Below are 15,838 nucleotides of genomic sequence, written 5' to 3'. Positions count from 1 at the left end.
CTCCGTGGATCGGCGCACAGGGCGCCCGATCCGAACACTCACCAGGAGGTTCCATGTCACCGCAACAGACCGAAGTGCCCGGCCCGGACAAGGGCACCGCCACCGCGACCCCGCGCAAGTGGTTCGACGCCGGTCGTCGCCGCGCTGCGGTGGCCCTCGTCGCACTGGTCGGCTTCGCGGGCACCGGCATCCAGTACGCCGACGCGGCGCAGGCCCACCGGCCGACGAAGGACACCGTCCAGGCCAGCCTCGATGCGCTGGTCAAGGCCGGCGTCGCCCCCGCAGCGCTGGTCTCGGTGAGGGACAGCAAGGGTCGCGTCACCAACTACACGGCCGGTGTCAACGACCCGCGCACCAAGGCGAAGGTGCCCACCGACGGCTACGTCCGGATCGCGAGCAACACCAAGATGTACACCGCCATCGCCGTCCTGCAACTCGTGGACGAGGGCAGGGTGAAGCTGGACGAGCCGATCGAGACCTACCTGCCGGGGCTGGTCCGGGGGGAGGGCTTCGACGGGCAAACCATCACGGTCCGCCACCTGCTGAGCATGACCAGCGGCCTGCCCGAGTACCACCTGCCGGACGTCTCCGAGTGGGGCGACAGGTACTACGAGCCGCGCGACATGCTCGACTCGGCGTTCTCCCAGCCGGCGCACGCCCCGGCCCCCGGCGGGCAGGTGCAGTACCGCAACACCAACTACATCCTGGCCGGTCTGCTGGTGCAGCGGGTCACCGGTCGTCCGCTGGGCGAGGTGATCACCAACAAGATCCTGAAGCCGGCCAGGCTGAGCGAGACGTACTGGCCGGGTGCCGGTGACAAGACCATCCGCCAGCCGTACGCCAAGGGCTACCTGCCGGACCCGGAGACGACGAAGTGGGGCGACACCTCCCAGGTGGACCCCTCCATCGCCTGGGCGGCCGGACAGATGATCGCCACCCCGAGCGACGTCAACAAGTTCCTGGTGGCGCTGCAGAACGGCAAGCTGATCAAGCCTTCGACCCTGGCCGAGATGCGCGACAGCAAGGTCTTCCTCCCCGGTGGCGAGGCACTTCCGGATCTGGTGTGGCACTACGGTCTCGGCACCACCGGGTTCGACCTCTCCTGCGGTGGTCGCGCCTGGGGGCACGGCGGCGACATCGACGGTTACTCCAGCCGTACCGCCATCACCGCCGACGGTCGCGCCGTGACCATCGTGGTGACCGCCGAGTCGAGCCCGGTCCCCGACGGCGTGTTCCAGGTGCTGGACGCGTTCGACGCCGCACTGTGCGCCGGCAGGTAGCCGTCGCCGGTCAACCGACCCGATCCCGTCCCCCAAAAAGCCACTGACGGGGCGACCGCCGCCCGTGCCGGAATGTCCGGCCAACCGGCACGGGCGGCGACCCGCCGTCATCCGTACCCAGTCAAGGAGGAACCTGCCATGCCCACTCACCTCACCCGAGTACGCCGGCCCGTCCGGTCGCGGCGCCGGGTCGTCGCCATGGCGACGACCGCGGTGATCGCGGCGGGCGGTCTCACGGCCGCCGGTCCGGTCGGCGCCGCCTGGGCCGAGACCCGTCCCGACGCTATCGGGCAACGCATCGAGAAGGTCGTCGGACCCGACCGGCACCCGGGGGCGCTGGCCGCCGTCCGGGACCGTCGCGGCCGGACCCAGCACTACACGGCCGGGGTCGGCGACCTGCGCACCGGCGCGAAGGTGCCGAAGAACGGGCAGGTACGCATCGGCAGCGCCAGCAAGATGTTCGCCTCCGTCGTCGTGCTGCAGCTCGTCGGCGAGGGGAAAGTGAAGCTCGACGAGTCGGTCGAGACGTACCTGCCGGGTCTGGTGCGCAGCCCCGGTGTGGATCCCCGTGCGATCACGGTCCGCCATCTGCTGCAACACACCAGCGGCCTGCCCGACTACACCGATGCGATGTTCAAGAGCAAGTCGGACATCCCGCCGTACCAGCACATCTACTTCGAGCCCCGGGACCTGCTCGACATGGCCAACGCCATGCAGGGCCGGCCGGCCGGCGACTGGTCCTACAGCAACACCAACTACCTGCTGGCCGGTCTGATCGCCCAACGGGTCACCGGCCGGCCGTTCAACGAACTGGTCACCACCCGGGTCATCGAGCGGATCGGCCTGCGCGACACCTACGCTCCCGGGGTCGGTGAGGAGGACATCCGCGGCCGGCATCCCCACGGCTACCAGATCGACGAAACCACCGGCGAACTGCTCGACTTCACCCGGATGGACCCGAGCTGGGGTTGGGCCGCCGGCCAACTGATCTCCACTCCGGCCGATCTCAACACGTTCCTGCGGGCCCTGCTGGCCGGCAGACTGCTCAAACCCGCTCAGCTGGCCGAGATGCGGACCACCGTCGCCGTCGATCCGCAATCGGACCTGAGGTACGGGCTCGGTCTCTTCCGTACCCCGTTGAGTTGCGGCGGGGTGGCGTGGGGCCACGGTGGTGACATCCCCGGCTACTCGACGGTCGACGGTGCCACCGACGACGGTCGCGCGGCGACCCTGGTGGTCACCTCGCTCAACGGATCGGTCGTGGACGGCTCTGTCGCCGCCGACCGGGCCGCCCTCGTCGACGCAGCACTCTGCGCGAAGTGACAGGCGGGACAGGAGTACGCCCAGCCCGGTCAGCTACACCCTGCCCCGCTACCGGGTGACCGCAGCGAGCCGGGAGAGACCAGGCCCGGAGCGGCCGGGTGCCGACCAACGCGGTCGGCACCCGGCCGGCTCGGCGCAGGAGACGCTACAGATACGGGAAACGGGCTACCCGGCCACAACCGTGAGCGGCCAGTTGCCCGGTTGCAGGTCCAGGATGCGGGCGCACAGGGCAACCAGGCAGGGTCAGGCACTGCCGCCGAGACCGGAGCCGGTCACCAGAAAGGTGTTGTCAGGCCAAGCAGTCCGGTCCTCAGCCTGCGCCGGCGGGCGGATGTAGACGATCTTCATCCAGTCTGCTTCCAGCCGACGACGGCGGGTTCGGCGAGCGGCCTGGAGAAACGGACCAATGGCAACGCGGCGCCACCCGGCTGGGCCTGTCCGCGCTGGACACCTACCCCGTCATGGCCCGTGGCGTCGACGCCGGGCCGACGCTGGAAAGATCGTCGCCGGGGTCCGACTCACGACGGGGGTCGGGCCGAGGTGTAGGGCGGCAGCGGCAGTGGATCGTCGCGGAGGAACGCGCGGAGCAGCGCGTCGTACGCCTCCCGCTGGCCGGAGGTGATGTCGTGTCCCGTGTGCGGTAGGTAGACCAGGGTCGCCTGCGGCAGCGTGCGTCGGTATTCGTACGTTTCCTCCCATGGGACGAAGTCGCACTCGCCGCGCATGATCAACGCGGGTACCCGGGCCTGCCGGAGCGCGGGCCGCGGGTCGGGGATGTGTGCGAAGTCCTCGACCGTCTGTTGGTTGACGTAGAAGCCCTGGTGGTTGTCGTGTGCCTCGGCGGGTGCCGAACCGGGGCAGCGGGCGGTGTCCGCGCCCGTGCTCCTCGGCGACCTCTTCCCATTCCGCGACGTCGACATCAGCCGGCTCCTGCCCCAGCACCGGAGACGCCAGCCCGGCGCGGATCGAATCCAGAGCCGGCCCCGCCACCCCTGCGGACAGAGCGATCAACGCGTGCTGCAGCACGACCCGACGTCGCATGTCGCCCTCCGTCCGCGCGCCGCCCGTCGGCCCGCGAAGCTCCGCCAGCAGCGCCTCTCCATGTTCCCGAGACCCCCGGGGTGAAGCCGTCTCGGCGAGAGCCTCAGGATCCAACACGCCTGCCCACCGGGCCTGGCGGGCCGCCTCGGCCTTGTCCCGCCGGAACTGGACCTCAAGGGACCGGTAGTCGTCATAACCGGAGATCAACTCACCACCGGCCGCGAGTAGCGACTCACACTGCGCCCAGAAAACCCGGTCGACCACCTGACGACCGCACTCCACGTTCGCCACCGTGCTCCGCGTGCTGTGCACCCGCCGCGCCACATCATCCTGAGTCAGCCCACGCGCCCGCCGCCACCGTGCCAACGCACCACCCAGCGACCGCTTCACATCCCTGAGCTGCTGCGGATCCACGAGGAAAACCCCTCCAGCGACATCGAAGCATCGGCCACCACCGCCATAACCAACGGCAAACCGACACTAACTCACCGCAATAGCACCGGACACCCCAGCCAAACCGACAGCACACCGCGAAACCCGCTATCCAGGAAGCCCCCAACCCACCAGCCACACAAGCGGACCGACTCGATCAACCATGATCAAGACGCCTCGGGATCGGAGGGAACACCGCCGGATCGGGCCGGACGTGAGGGATGCTCGTCGCACGAGCACCCACCGAGCACAAGGGACAGAAAAGCAAAGGGGCCTGACCGCCATTTCGGCAGGTCAGACCCCTCACGATCTTGTGCGCCCGAAGGGACTCGAACCCCTAACCTTCTGATCCGTAGTCAGATGCTCTATCCATTGAGCTACGGGCGCCCGGTGCTCGACCAGTCTACACAACCGGTTTTGCGCGGAGACTCCGGGATTCGAACCCGGGAGGGGCTTTAAGACCCCAACCGCATTAGCAGTGCGGCGCCATAGACCAGACTAGGCGAAGTCTCCTCGGTGACCCTGCGGACCACCGCGGACGAGGATACAGGTCCGCCCCCACCCGGGGCAAAGCGACTATCCCGACGGGCGGCATCCCCTGGTGGGGGGTCGCGGCGGTGCCCCCGCCGCACCGCCCAGCGCGGCGTATTCCCACGTGTGCGAGGTCACGTTCGCGGCTACGCTCCTGTTCCATGCAGGAGCAGCCGCCGAGCGACCCGCCCCGCCGCCCCGCCAGTGACCGGGCGCGTCGCCGCTCGCCGGAGGCGACCTTCACACCACCGCCCGCGCCGCCCCGGCAGCAGAAGCCCTCCGACGACGACGTAACGCCCAGGCCGAAGCGGGCCCGCCCGACGAAGGCGGCACCGGCCGTGCTGTTCCAACCGCCTGCCGCCGAGTCGCCCGTACCACCGCCGGCGGCTCCCGCCCGACCGCGCCGTGCGGCCGGGGGCCGGCCGGCAGCGGAGCCGACCGGCGCGACGGACGCCCCACCGACGCCGCCCCGCACGGACGACGCACCGGCACCCGACGCCGGCACCGCGACGCCTGACGCAGCCGGCGCTCCGGCCCGCCCCACGACCGCGCGGACGCCGGCCGCGCGACGCAACCCCCGCACCCGGGCGGCGGGCGCGGTGCCCGGCAGCACCACGGGGCCGCCCCAACCGCCACCGGACCAGGCCGCCGGCCCCGCCGACGCCACGGCGAACACGCCTCCACCGACGGCTCCGGCCACCCGGCCGCAGACAGCCACCCCCGCGGAGACGGTCACCCCGCCGACGAAGCCGGACACAGCAGCGACCGACCCGGACGCAGAAACGGCCCAGCCGGACACGGAAGCGACGAAGCCCAGCACGGAAACGACCGGGCCGGACACGGAATCGACCGGGCCGGGCCCGGCGACCGAACCGGCCGCACCACCACGGAAGCGGGCCGCGCGGAGAACGACGACGGTGACCGTTCCGCCCACCGGGGCCGTGCCCCGCACCAGGGCGACCCCACGGAAGAAGACTTCACCGGAACCCACCCCCGAACCGACCACCGCTCCGGAACCCGCCCCGACCGCGAGGCGGCGGGCCGCCGAGCGTCCACCCGCCGGACCGGACCCCGTCGGCGTACCGACCGCCACCGGCACGCCCACCGGGTCGGCGACGGCGGACCCGGGCGGCGCGGTGGCGGGACGCCTGGAGCTGGCGGTGCTCCGGACCCGGCTGCTGGCCCATCCGGGGTTCGCGCCGGAGTTGCTGGCCCTGGCGGCCGTCGAGGCGATCGGACCGCAGGCCCGGGAGTGGGCGCGCGGACTGCGCGAGGCGTACCCGGACGCCGGTCCGGACGGGCTGGCCCGGCTGGCCACCCGGCGGTTCGTCAGGTGGGCCGGGGTGGGTGGGGCGACGGCGGCGGTGGCCGGGCTGTTCGCGCCGCTGGCCGAGCTGGTGGCGGTGCTCTGGACGCAGTCGGCGCTGGTGCTGCACGTGGCGGCGGCGTACGGCCGGGACCCGGCCGACCCGCAGCGGGCGGTGGAGCTGCTGGTGCTGACCCGGGTGCACCCGGACGCGGACAGTGCCCGTACCGCACTGGACGCGGCGCGGGCGGCGGACGGGCCCGGCGACGGGCCGTGGCCGCGTGCGGCGGAGGCTGCCTGGCGACTGGCGGCACCCTTGGCCGCGCAGGCAGGCGGCTGGGCCGCGCTCCGGCTGGCGGCCCGGCTGCTGCCGGGGGCGGCGGTGCTGGCGACGGCGGCGGGTGATGCGGCGGCGACCGATCTGCTGGCTGCCCGCGCGGTGGCCACCTACCGGCCCGCCCGGACCGGCAGCTAGGCCGCCCGGAGAGCGGAGGCATCGGCGGTCAGAGCCAGCCGAACCAGTCTTTTGGCAGCAGCGAGTACCCGACGAAGGCGACCACATCCAGCAGGGTGTGCGCCACGATCAGCGGCATCACCCGCCGGGTGCGCAGATAGAACAGGCTGAACACGACGCCCATCACGGCGTTGCCGACGAACGCACCGAAGCCCTGGTAGAGGTGGTAGGAGCCGCGCAGCAGCGCGCTGGTCGCGATGACCGCGCCGAGCCGCCACTGGAGTTGGCGCAGCCGGTTGACCAGGTAGCCGACCACGATCACCTCCTCCAGCACGGCGTTCTGCACGGCGGCGAGGACCAGCACCGGCACCGCCCACCACAGCGGCGGCAGGCCGGCGGGGACCAGGGTGGCGTTGATGCCGAGCTGCGCCGCCGCCCAGAACAGGGCCAGGCCGGGCAGGCCGATCAGTGCGGCGAGCCCGGCGCCCCGGGCCAGGTCGGACCCGGGTCGTCGCAGGTCCACCCCGAGGGTCCGCGCCGGGTCGCCGGGGTCGCGCGCCAGCAGGTGTACGGCGAGCAGCACCGGCAGCAGCGCGAAGACGATGCCGAGCAGCTGGTACGTCAGATCGAGCCAGGGGCGGGCGGACTGCGAGGTGTTGAGCGAGGCGGTCTGCTTCGACAGCGGCCCGTCGGCGGTCAGTTTCGCGGTCAGCGACACCACGGCGTAGACGGCCGACTGCCCGAGTGACAGGCCGAGGACCAGCAGGGTCTCGGTGCCGAGGACCCGCCTGGATGCCGGGCGGGTGTGCTGCTCAACGGTCACCGCACCACTCTGCCCGACGGGGTGACCCGATCGCACCGGCCGGTGGGCCCAGATGAGCCGATCGCACATTCTGTGCGACCGGTGCACACGCTCCGTGGACATGCTATCGGGGCCCGATCCGCCGTCAGGAGGAGGACCGCCCCCCGTGGACAACTTCGCTCGGCTGCTGAAGGAGAGTTGGACCCTGGTCGAGGAGGACCGGGACCGGCTGAGCGGTCGCTTCTACGCCCGGCTGTTCCTGCTCGATCCGGAGCTGCGCCGGTTGTTCCCGGCGGAGATGACCGGCCAGGGCGACCGGATCCTGGACGCGATCGTCACCGCCACCCAGGTGATGGACGACCCGGAGAGTTTCGACGAGTACCTGCGTTCGCTGGGTCGGGACCACCGCAAGTACCACGTCGACGCGGCGCACTACGCGACGATGGGGGTGGCGCTGCTCGACGCGCTGCGTACCACCGCCGGTGACGGCTGGAACCTGGAGTACGACCAGGCGTGGCGGGACGCGTACGCGGCGATCACGGCGACGATGCTGGCCGGGGCGGAGTCGGACGACAACCCGCCGTACTGGCACGCGGAGGTGCTCACCCACGAGCGGTACGGCGGCGACACCGCCGTGCTGACCGTCCGCGCCCTGCAGCACCCGCTGGTCTGGAAGGCCGGCCAGTACGTCAGCGTGGAGGTGCCCCGGCACCTGCCCCGGGTGTGGCGGACGTACTCGGTGGCGAACGCGCCGAACGACGACAACGTGCTGGAGTTCCACGTCCGTACGCCGGCCGGCGCGGGCTGGGTCTCCGGGGCGTTGGTGCGCCGGACCAAGCCGGGTGACCTGCTGCGGGTGGCCGCCCCGATGGGGTCGATGACGGTGGACCGCGATTCCGGGCGGGACATCCTGTGTGTGGCCGGCGGGGTTGGCCTGGCCCCGGTGAAGGCGATGGTGGAGGAGCTGGCGGGCTGGAACCGGGCCCGCTGGGTGCACGTCTTCTACGGTGCCCGGCACGCCGACGAGTTGTACGGCCTGGCCGGTCTTCAGGAGTTGGTCGCCGCCCACCCGTGGCTGTCGGTGACCCCGTCGTGCAGCGACGACCCGGATTTCGCCGGTGAGCGGGGGGACGTTCCCGACGTGGTGGCCCGGTACGGCCCGTGGACGTCGCACGACTGTTACGTCTCCGGTTCGGCCGCGATGGTCCGGGCGACGTTGCGGGCGCTCGCCGAGGACGACGTCCCGCCGCAGCACATCAGGTACGACACGTTCGGCAACCTGTAGAGCTTTACTCCCCCCGAACCGGGGCGCGTGCCCCCGCCCCCTGGGGCACGCGCCCCGGTCCCCTCCGTGCCCATCCGGACCGCCCGGGGCAGGGTTCAGGCATTGCTCTCGCGGTACTCCTCGACGGGGACCAGCGGCACGCCGGGGGCCATCCGGTCGGTCCAGGCCCGGCCGTCGAGGTGGTCGATCTCGTGGGCGACCAACCGGGCCATCCCGTACGCGAACGAGGTGATCATCCGGCTGCCGTCCGCGCGGGCGTGTTCGACCTCGATACGCAGTGGCCGGGCCACCAGGCCACGGTGGTCGGCGGCGGCGAGGCACCCTTCGTACTGTTCGACGGTTTCCGGGCTCTCCCCGACCACCCGGGGGTTGACCAGGACGACCGGCGGGGCGGACCGGTCGGCGGGGCGGACCACGGCGACCGCTACGTCCAGGCCGATCTGCGGCGCGGCGAGGCCCGTGCCGGTGCTGAGCGGGTGCACCTCCTCGGCCCGGGTCAGCAGGTCGGTGAGGCGGTCGGCCACTTCCCGGGCGGTGGCGGCCTCCCGGGGCAGGTGCAGTGGGCGGGCGGGTCGGCCGGGCGGGGTGGCCTCGGGGGGCAGCATGCCGAGGGCGCGCATCCGGTCGGCCGGGCGGGTCGGCACGGGGGGCGTCTCGGGGGCCTCCCGCCGGAACCGCCACTGGAGGCGGAAGCGGGTGTTGAGCGGCGGGTCGTCGGTGGACCAGTCGAAGACGACCCGGTCTCCCCGGTCGTGTCGGCGGACCGGGGTGCGCAGCGGTCCCTCGTCGGCGGAGAGGGAGGTCTCCACCCCCCACACCCGGGGGTCGAGGGCCGCCGGGAGGTCCAGCCGTACGGCGAGGTGCCGGGTGGGCAGGCGGACGGCCCGCTGGAACCAGGGGCCCCACTTGACCCGGCCGACCCGGTAGGCGTACTCGACCTCGGCGCGTTCGCCGGGGTGCAGCGGGAACCGCCCGTCGGCGTTCTCGAACAGCAGCCAGATCTCCTTGTACGCGTCCCGGTCGTGGCGGACCCGCCAGTGCATCGGTTCGCGGGCGCCGTCGTCGTGGTGGATGGCGCGGAAGCGCAGCTCGGCGAAGGTGAGCGGGTGTTCGCGGTGGTGCCGGTTGGAGCGGCCGGGGTCGTCGGGCCACCTGTCGACGGCGACCCGGACGAGGTAGCGGGTGACCGGTTCGGTGCCGGCGTTGTGCAGCCGGCGGCGGATCACGCACCGGTAGGTGCCGTCGACCAGGGTGAGGGTGGCGGTCTCCCGTTCGACGACGAGCCCGGTGCCCGGGGGGAGCCAGCGGCCGGGGGGTGCGGGTTCGCGGAGGCCGGGGGTGGCGCGGGTCTGGCGGAGCTGGTCGTACTCGCGGAACCGCTGCCAGATGACGCCCCCGGCGTCGAGGACGGCCTCGGCGCGGCGGGCGAAGTCCTCGGTGGGCCGGTGGCGTCGCCCCTCGACGTGGCTCACGTACGACGGGTCGAAGCCCATCATGGTGGCGAGCTGTTTCTTGGTCAGCCCTCGCCCCGTCCGGTGCCGGGCGAGTTCCGCCGCGAACGAATCGGCGGCCCGCTCCAGGGGAGAGGTCGTCATCAGCTTCCTCACGCAGCGCAGCCGGGATGACAAGTCTTCACGTTTTTCCGATCGCCCTGTACCGAACTGGCACGTTGCCGACATATGCCTTGACATTGCCCGCGTTTTCCTCGCGTTCAGCCGGGTAGTAGCCGAACCGGGCCGATCCGTACCGACGGAACGGACATGGTGATCCCGGCCTCCCGATCCAGCTCCGCAGAAGCTTCCCTCAGCGCCCAGGCATGGTTAGGCTAGCCTTATTAACCGCCACCACCCGTGGCGGGCCGAGCGGGACGGGAGGGGGTCCGGATGACGGCGGTGCTTCCCGGCCAGGATCTCGCCGGCCGACTCGCCCCGGTCACCGCCACCCTGCGCGCCATGTTCGGCACCGACGTGCTGCCCGGCCTCGCGCCCGGCCTGGTGGTCACCGACGACATCGGCTGGAGCCCGGCCACCACCCTCGTCGACGGCACCCGGATGCCCGAGTTCCTGCGCGCCGCCGCCCGCCGCTGGGGCGGCACCCCGCACGCCTGCGCCGCGCTGGCCTGGAAGTCCTACAGCTACTGGACGGCGCTGCCGGTGGTGCTCGGCTGGGCCTCGGCCCGCCGGGTGCCGCTGCTCGACCCGACCGACGTGCTGATCCACTTCGAGGATCACCGGCAACTGCTGACCATGGGCCTGCACCGCTCGACGACCGTCGCGGTGCTGCCCGGTGACCCGCTCGCCCTCACCGGCCAGCCCGGCGTCCGGGTCGCCGCCGACGAGGCCGAGTTGCTCGGTCTCCTGCGCGCCTCGCTGCTCGACGCCCACCTCGCCCCGATGATCAGCGCGATCCAGGCGGAGGTGCGGGTCGGTGCGCGTACCCTGCTCGGCTCGGTGGCCTCGGGGATCGCGCACGGCATCCTGCGCGCGGCGGACGCCCTGCCCGGCCCGTCGGTGGCCACCATCGACACCCTGCTCGGCACCCTCGGCCTGGCCGACCTGGTCGAGCTGGTGCCCGGCCGGGGCGGCGAGCCGACCGTGCAGCGGCGCACCTGCTGCCTGGCGTTCACCCTGCCCAGCCCGAAGGTCTGCCAGGGCTGCTGCGTCCGCACGGCCTGACCCGGCGACCCGGCGGCCTCACCCGGTGAGCGGCCGGACGTCCCACCGCCACACCCCGCCGTCCCACACGGGGGTGATGCCGGTCAGCGCGGTCATCGCCCGGCGCAACGCGTCGGCGTGCCGGTGCGGGCCGAGGATCACCACGCCGGCCCGCCAGTAGCGCAGGTCGGTCACGGCGGCCCGCCGGTCGGCGGCGGTGATCGCCGGGATCGTGCCGGTGCGCGCGATCCCGCCGAAGAAGTTGCTGGTCCGCCGGTAGGGGGCGGTGAACAGGGCGGCATCCGGTTCCGGCGACCACGGCCGGGTGTCGGGGGCCAGGAAGTAACCCCGGGCCAGCGGCATCTCCAGCCCGGTCCGGGCCGACCAGCGCAACGGATCGGCGTAGGTGTTGTCGGGCAGCGGCAGCGTGACCACGCTGCGCCCGCCCGCCACGTACGGCCGCCAGTCGCCGCCGGTGACGAACTGCGGCACCGGGTCGAGCCGGGTCGCCGGCAGCGGGGTCGGCAGCAGCGGCACCAGGGCCATCAGCAGGACGGTCACCGTGGCGAAGCGGATCTGCCGGCGGGCGGCCGGGTGCCGGCGGGCGAGGTCGCGGGCCCGCTGGGCACCGAGGGCCAGCAGCACCCCGACGATCGGGGTGATCGCCAGCGACCAGCGGGTGGGCACCACGGAGTGCAGCAGGGGCAGGTCCTCCAGCAGCGCCCAGGGGGCGGGGACGCCGGTGTCACGCCCGTTGAGCTGCACCTCCCGGCCCAGCGACAGGACGGCGAAGAGCAGGCCGAGGACGGCCAGGCCGACCACCAGGGCGCTGCGCCGCAGCCACCAGAGCAGGGCGACCGTCAGGACGGTCAGCGGCCAGCCGAAGAAGGCGTTCTCCTCGGTGGGGTTGCGGGCCAGCAGGTCGGCGGACCGGGCGTCCCCGGCCAGCGACTCCCGCGACCAGCCGACGAACGCGCCCAGGTCGGTGCGGTAGCCCCGGATCAGCCGGGACAGCCCGTGGTAGGAGCCCGGCCCGAAGAGCTGCACGTAGAGCGGGTAGGCGAGCAGCACGGCGGACAGCAGCGCGGCCACGCCGAGCCCGGCGAGGAACGGTCGGGTGGCCGCGCGCAGCGACGGTCGGCCGATGGCGAGGGCACCGACCACCACAGCCAGGGCGATGGCGGTCATCAGCAGGATCTCCAGGTTGAGGAAGGCCTGCCAGACGATCAGCAGGCCGAGCAGGAGTCCGTTGCGCAGCCACCGGCCCGGCTCGGTCAGCCGCAGGGTGCGCCAGATGATCAGTGGGACGACGAACTGGGAGGCGATGTTCGGGTGGGCGTTGGCGTGCGACACCATCGCCGGGGCGTACGCGCAGAAGGCCGCGCCGAGCCAGGCCGGCCCCCGGGAGCGGGTGACCACCCGGGACAGGAAGAAGTACCAGGCGGTGCCGGTGGCCGCCATTCCGAGGGTGAGAAAGACGAGAAATGACCAGTGCGGCCCGAGGAGGACAGTGACCGGGGTCATCGGGATTGAGACGGATAATACCGAGGTATTCGCCATCAGGTTGACGCCGTCGGGCACGTTCATCCGCTCCGAAGCGAACGGATAGCTCCATTCCGTGACCACGCGCGCGCCGTGCGCCATCATCCATTCGAACTGCGCCTGGTCCGACCGGTTGTCGCGCACCCCGGCCGCCGGGTCGCGCCAGAACCGGGCGGTCACCCAGAACGCCAGCAGGAGGTAGCTGACCACGGCCGACGCGTCCCACCGCCACCCGGCGCCCGACGGACGGGCCGGCGCCGACGGCCCGGCACGCGGCGAACGGCCTGCCGGGAGCACCCGCCGCCAGTGTCGCCGGACGACCCGGCGGACCGGCGTCGGTCCGGCGTCCCCGACGTCGGACCGACCGGTCCCGCGCTCCGATTCGCCAGTAGTCATAACAATTCAGAGCGTAGTTGGCCTATGGCGGTCACGTGACATGTTTCGGGTACTGCCGTACTATGTGCCGGGTTCGCCGACCGCCGATCACGTGCCCTCCCCCGACCACATTTCGGCCTTCCCAGTGCCCCGTTTCCTCCGCCCCTGACGCGGATGATTCACTCTGTCGGTCCAGGCGCGGGTCAGTCATATCGTGAGGAATCGACGCATGGCAGAAATCCTTGGGGACCAGCGCGTCCAGGCAGAGGTTCTGGAGGGCCTGGCCACCGCGGTCAACCACCGCCGGTGGTTCGTCGAACTGGCGGTGCCCCACCTCGGTGACGACCCGATCGAGATCGGCAGCGGCCTGGGCGACTACGCCCTGGAGTGGGCGCGGCACGTGCCCCGGTTCACCGCCACCGAGGCCGACCCCGACCGGCTCATCCTGCTCAAGGAGCGGCTGGTCGACGAGCCGACCATCGAGGTCCGCGAGATGCTGCTGCCGCACCCGGGCGGCGGCGACTACAGCGCGGCCGTGTCGTACAACGTGCTGGAGCACATCGAGGACCACGTGGGCGCGCTGCGCAGCATGCGCGACCTGGTCCGGCCCGGCGGCGCGGTGATCATCATCGTGCCGGCGTTCCAGTTCGCGATGGGCCCCGCCGACATCGCCACCGGCCACGTGCGCCGCTACACCAAGAAGACCCTCGGCGACGCGATGACCGCGGCCGGGCTGCGGGTCGAGACGATGCACTACGCCAACGCCCTCGGCCTGATCGGCTACTTCATGGCCACCAAGGTCTTCCGGCTGATGCCGAAGGAGGGCCCGATGGTCAAGGTGTACGACACCCTCGTCCTGCCCGCCACCAAGGCCGCCGAGCAGCTCGTCCGGCCGCCGTTCGGCCAGTCCGTCTTCGCCGTCGCCCGGGTGCCCGGCTGACCGGACCGCGCGCCCGCCGGTCCCGCGCACGCGGGACCGGCGGACCACCGGTCACTCCTTGATCTGGTACGTCGGCCGGATGACCGCCCGCGCCAGGGTGTGGAACGCCAGGTTGAAGCCGACGTACGCGGGGCTGGCGTCCGGCCCGACGCCGAGGGTGTCGACGTCGACCGCGTGCACGGCGAAGACGTACCGGTGCGGGCGGTCACCCGGCGGCGGGGCCGCGCCGCCGTAGCCGGTGTCGCCGTAGTCGTTGCGGACGCTGAACGCGCCGCCCAGGTCCGCCTCCCGTACGCCGGTCGGCAGGCTGGTCGTCGAGGCCGGCACGTCGACCAGCACCCAGTGCCAGAAGCCGCTGCCGGTCGGGGCGTCCGGGTCGAAGCAGGTCACCACGAAGCTCTTCGTCCCGGCCGGGAAGCCCGACCAGGCCAGGTGCGGGGAGACGTTCTCGCCACCGGTGCTGCCGTGCGCGTACCGGGCGTCCATCGGCTCGCCGTTGTGCACGTCGTCGCTGGTCAGGTCGAACGCCGAGACGGTCGGCAGCAGCTCGTACGGGTCCGGGGCGATCGGTCGTTCCAGGGTCATCGGGAAGGTCCTTCCGGTGTACGCGATGTTCTCTGCCCTTCTTACCCCGCCGGGCCCGGACGACGAACCGGAAGCACCGCGCACCGTCGGACCGCCAGAATGGGGGGACGCGGCGGACGACCGGGAGGGCGCATGCAGGACACCGAACGTGAGGCGGAACTGTTGGAGGCGGAGCGCCGCCTCCAGGCCGCCCAGCGGGCCGGCGACGTGGCCGCGCTCGACGCCCTGCTCGACGACCGCCTGATCGCCGTCGGGCCGGACGGTCGTACCTTCGGCAAGTCCGACGACCTGGCCGCCCACCGCAGCGGCACCTCGGTGCTCGACGAGCTGGTGGAGGAGGAGTTGGAGCTGGTCGTGGCCGGAACGACCGGGGTGACGTTCTTCCGGGGGCGGGTCAGCGGCACCTTCGCGGGTGAGCCGTTCGCGGCGCGGTTGCGCTACACCCGCACCTGGGCCTACGACGACGGGTACGGCTGGCGCATCCTCGCCGCCCACCTCAGCCCCGTCCCCTGACCAGTTTTCCGGGCTGCCTGCCGGCCGGCACAGGGCGGCTGCCACCGGCGTCAGGGCGGCGGCGCACACCCTGGGGTCGCCGCTGTTCAGGCCGGCCGACCGGTTGCCCTGCTCTCCAGCTTCACGGGCTGCACGAAGATCGACCGACGAGCGACCGCGTCGCCTCTGGCGTCCAGTTGGTAGACGTCCAACCAGCACCACCCGTCGTAGGTGATCCAGTCGAGCACCCGGATGACCCGGCACGAGATCGGCTTGACGAACTACACGCTCGCGGCGCGGGTGACGTACACCAGGTCGCCGGCCTCCGGCAGCGGCGCGTTCATCGATGGCCCCGGACGTGACGTAGCCTGCGCCACGCCCTGATCCGGGCACGGGCGGCCTCGACCAGCGGGCAGAAGCCGCCCTCGGTGCATCTGCCGCACCGGCTGTGGCGGTGGTGGTCCAGGCAGTCCCACGCCGACTGGACCAGGAGCGGCACTCCGCTGCGCGCATCCACCGCACCCCGGCGGCCAGCCGCCACCCGGCAGCGGCAGTCATCGATGGCACTGCGCGGGTAGGGCTGGGGTGGCGTGCTCCGGACCGGAGCCCACGCGCCGGTCTGATTCGGATACGCGGTGGCGGGACCGGTCCGATCCAACGGTGGGGAAGCACTCGGACGGCCAGCCAGCCGGCGCAGGGCACGTGTGATCAACGAGCGCAGCATGAGCATCCGGTCCTTCTGCCGACGTTTGCGATCCTGCGAAACGGTAACGCTCTTGGTTCAGAAAGTACAGGA

The 15,838-nt window shown here is 72.3% G+C and carries 12 protein-coding genes, 2 tRNA genes and 2 pseudogenes; 7 read left to right on the top strand and 9 right to left on the bottom strand.

All coding sequences use genetic code 11. The features are described from left to right. Positions 1–53: 53 nt before the first annotated feature. A complete protein-coding gene (locus ACN260_RS30230; protein WP_422754124.1) occupies positions 54–1,280 on the top strand; it encodes a serine hydrolase domain-containing protein in 1,227 nt (408 codons plus the stop codon). A gap of 198 nt (positions 1,281–1,478) precedes the next feature. Then, positions 1,479–2,603 (top strand): serine hydrolase domain-containing protein, encoded by a 1,125-nt coding sequence (locus ACN260_RS30225; RefSeq protein WP_422754123.1) that lies wholly within the window; start codon positions 1,479–1,481, stop codon positions 2,601–2,603. Positions 2,604–3,121: 518 nt separating this feature from the next. Here ACN260_RS30225 and ACN260_RS30220 read toward each other — a convergent pair. From ACN260_RS30220 to ACN260_RS30205, 4 genes and pseudogenes are all read right to left on the bottom strand, one after another. Beyond that, complete coding sequence (locus ACN260_RS30220; protein ID WP_422756889.1) at positions 3,122–3,523, bottom strand: alpha/beta fold hydrolase; 402 nt, start codon at positions 3,521–3,523, stop codon at positions 3,122–3,124. 385 nt (positions 3,524–3,908) lie between these two features. Then, positions 3,909–3,968 (bottom strand): annotated as a pseudogene (locus ACN260_RS30215) (hypothetical protein); the annotation flags it as partial. A gap of 422 nt (positions 3,969–4,390) precedes the next feature. Beyond that, positions 4,391–4,463: transfer RNA gene (locus tag ACN260_RS30210), tRNA-Arg, on the bottom strand. Positions 4,464–4,498: 35 nt separating this feature from the next. Beyond that, positions 4,499–4,589: transfer RNA gene (locus tag ACN260_RS30205), tRNA-Ser, on the bottom strand. A 935-nt stretch (positions 4,590–5,524) separates the two neighbouring features. On the opposite strand from ACN260_RS30205, the gene ACN260_RS30200 reads away from it, so the two are divergent. Continuing rightward, positions 5,525–6,388, top strand: a complete 864-nt coding sequence (locus tag ACN260_RS30200; protein ID WP_422754122.1) for a hypothetical protein — start codon at positions 5,525–5,527, stop codon at positions 6,386–6,388. Positions 6,389–6,416: 28 nt separating this feature from the next. On the opposite strand, the gene ACN260_RS30195 is transcribed toward ACN260_RS30200, so the two are convergent. Beyond that, positions 6,417–7,190 (bottom strand): CPBP family intramembrane glutamic endopeptidase, encoded by a 774-nt coding sequence (locus ACN260_RS30195; protein ID WP_422754121.1) that lies wholly within the window; start codon positions 7,188–7,190, stop codon positions 6,417–6,419. Between the two features lie 145 nt (positions 7,191–7,335). Here ACN260_RS30195 and ACN260_RS30190 point away from each other — a divergent pair, with 145 nt between their 5' ends. Further along, positions 7,336–8,454 carry a globin domain-containing protein gene (locus ACN260_RS30190; RefSeq protein ID WP_422754120.1) on the top strand — a complete coding sequence of 373 codons (1,119 nt, stop codon included), beginning with the start codon at positions 7,336–7,338 and terminating at the stop codon, positions 8,452–8,454. A 95-nt stretch (positions 8,455–8,549) separates the two neighbouring features. Here the strand turns inward: ACN260_RS30190 and ACN260_RS30185 are convergent, their stop codons facing one another. Further along, positions 8,550–10,049: a peptide deformylase gene (locus ACN260_RS30185; RefSeq protein WP_422754119.1), complete on the bottom strand. Its 1,500-nt coding sequence runs from the start codon at positions 10,047–10,049 to the stop codon at positions 8,550–8,552. Positions 10,050–10,337: 288 nt separating this feature from the next. On the opposite strand from ACN260_RS30185, the gene ACN260_RS30180 reads away from it, so the two are divergent. Then, a complete protein-coding gene (locus tag ACN260_RS30180; RefSeq protein WP_422754118.1) occupies positions 10,338–11,129 on the top strand; it encodes a hypothetical protein in 792 nt (263 codons plus the stop codon). Positions 11,130–11,147: 18 nt separating this feature from the next. Here the strand turns inward: ACN260_RS30180 and ACN260_RS30175 are convergent, their stop codons facing one another. Beyond that, complete coding sequence (locus tag ACN260_RS30175; protein WP_422754117.1) at positions 11,148–12,860, bottom strand: hypothetical protein; 1,713 nt, start codon at positions 12,858–12,860, stop codon at positions 11,148–11,150. Between the two features lie 394 nt (positions 12,861–13,254). Between ACN260_RS30175 and ACN260_RS30170 the strand changes: the two genes are divergently transcribed. Further along, on the top strand, positions 13,255–13,965 hold the full coding sequence (locus ACN260_RS30170) for a class I SAM-dependent methyltransferase (RefSeq protein ID WP_088642340.1): 711 nt from the start codon (positions 13,255–13,257) through the stop codon (positions 13,963–13,965). Positions 13,966–14,016: 51 nt separating this feature from the next. Here ACN260_RS30170 and ACN260_RS30165 read toward each other — a convergent pair whose 3' ends face one another. Then, positions 14,017–14,550: a YbhB/YbcL family Raf kinase inhibitor-like protein gene (locus ACN260_RS30165; RefSeq protein ID WP_194823476.1), complete on the bottom strand. Its 534-nt coding sequence runs from the start codon at positions 14,548–14,550 to the stop codon at positions 14,017–14,019. A gap of 132 nt (positions 14,551–14,682) precedes the next feature. Here ACN260_RS30165 and ACN260_RS30160 point away from each other — a divergent pair, with 132 nt between their 5' ends. Next, a complete protein-coding gene (locus tag ACN260_RS30160; RefSeq protein WP_422754116.1) occupies positions 14,683–15,063 on the top strand; it encodes a nuclear transport factor 2 family protein in 381 nt (126 codons plus the stop codon). An 86-nt stretch (positions 15,064–15,149) separates the two neighbouring features. Here the strand turns inward: ACN260_RS30160 and ACN260_RS30155 are convergent. Then, positions 15,150–15,386, bottom strand: a pseudogene (locus ACN260_RS30155) (hypothetical protein). Positions 15,387–15,838: the final 452 nt, after the last annotated feature.

Origin of the sequence: Micromonospora sp. WMMD708 (assembly GCF_049315245.1) — a bacterium.
Lineage (GTDB): Bacteria > Actinomycetota > Actinomycetes > Mycobacteriales > Micromonosporaceae > Micromonospora > Micromonospora wenchangensis.
Note: the sequence above shows the minus strand (reverse complement) of the source record. Positions and strands in the feature narration are given on the sequence as shown.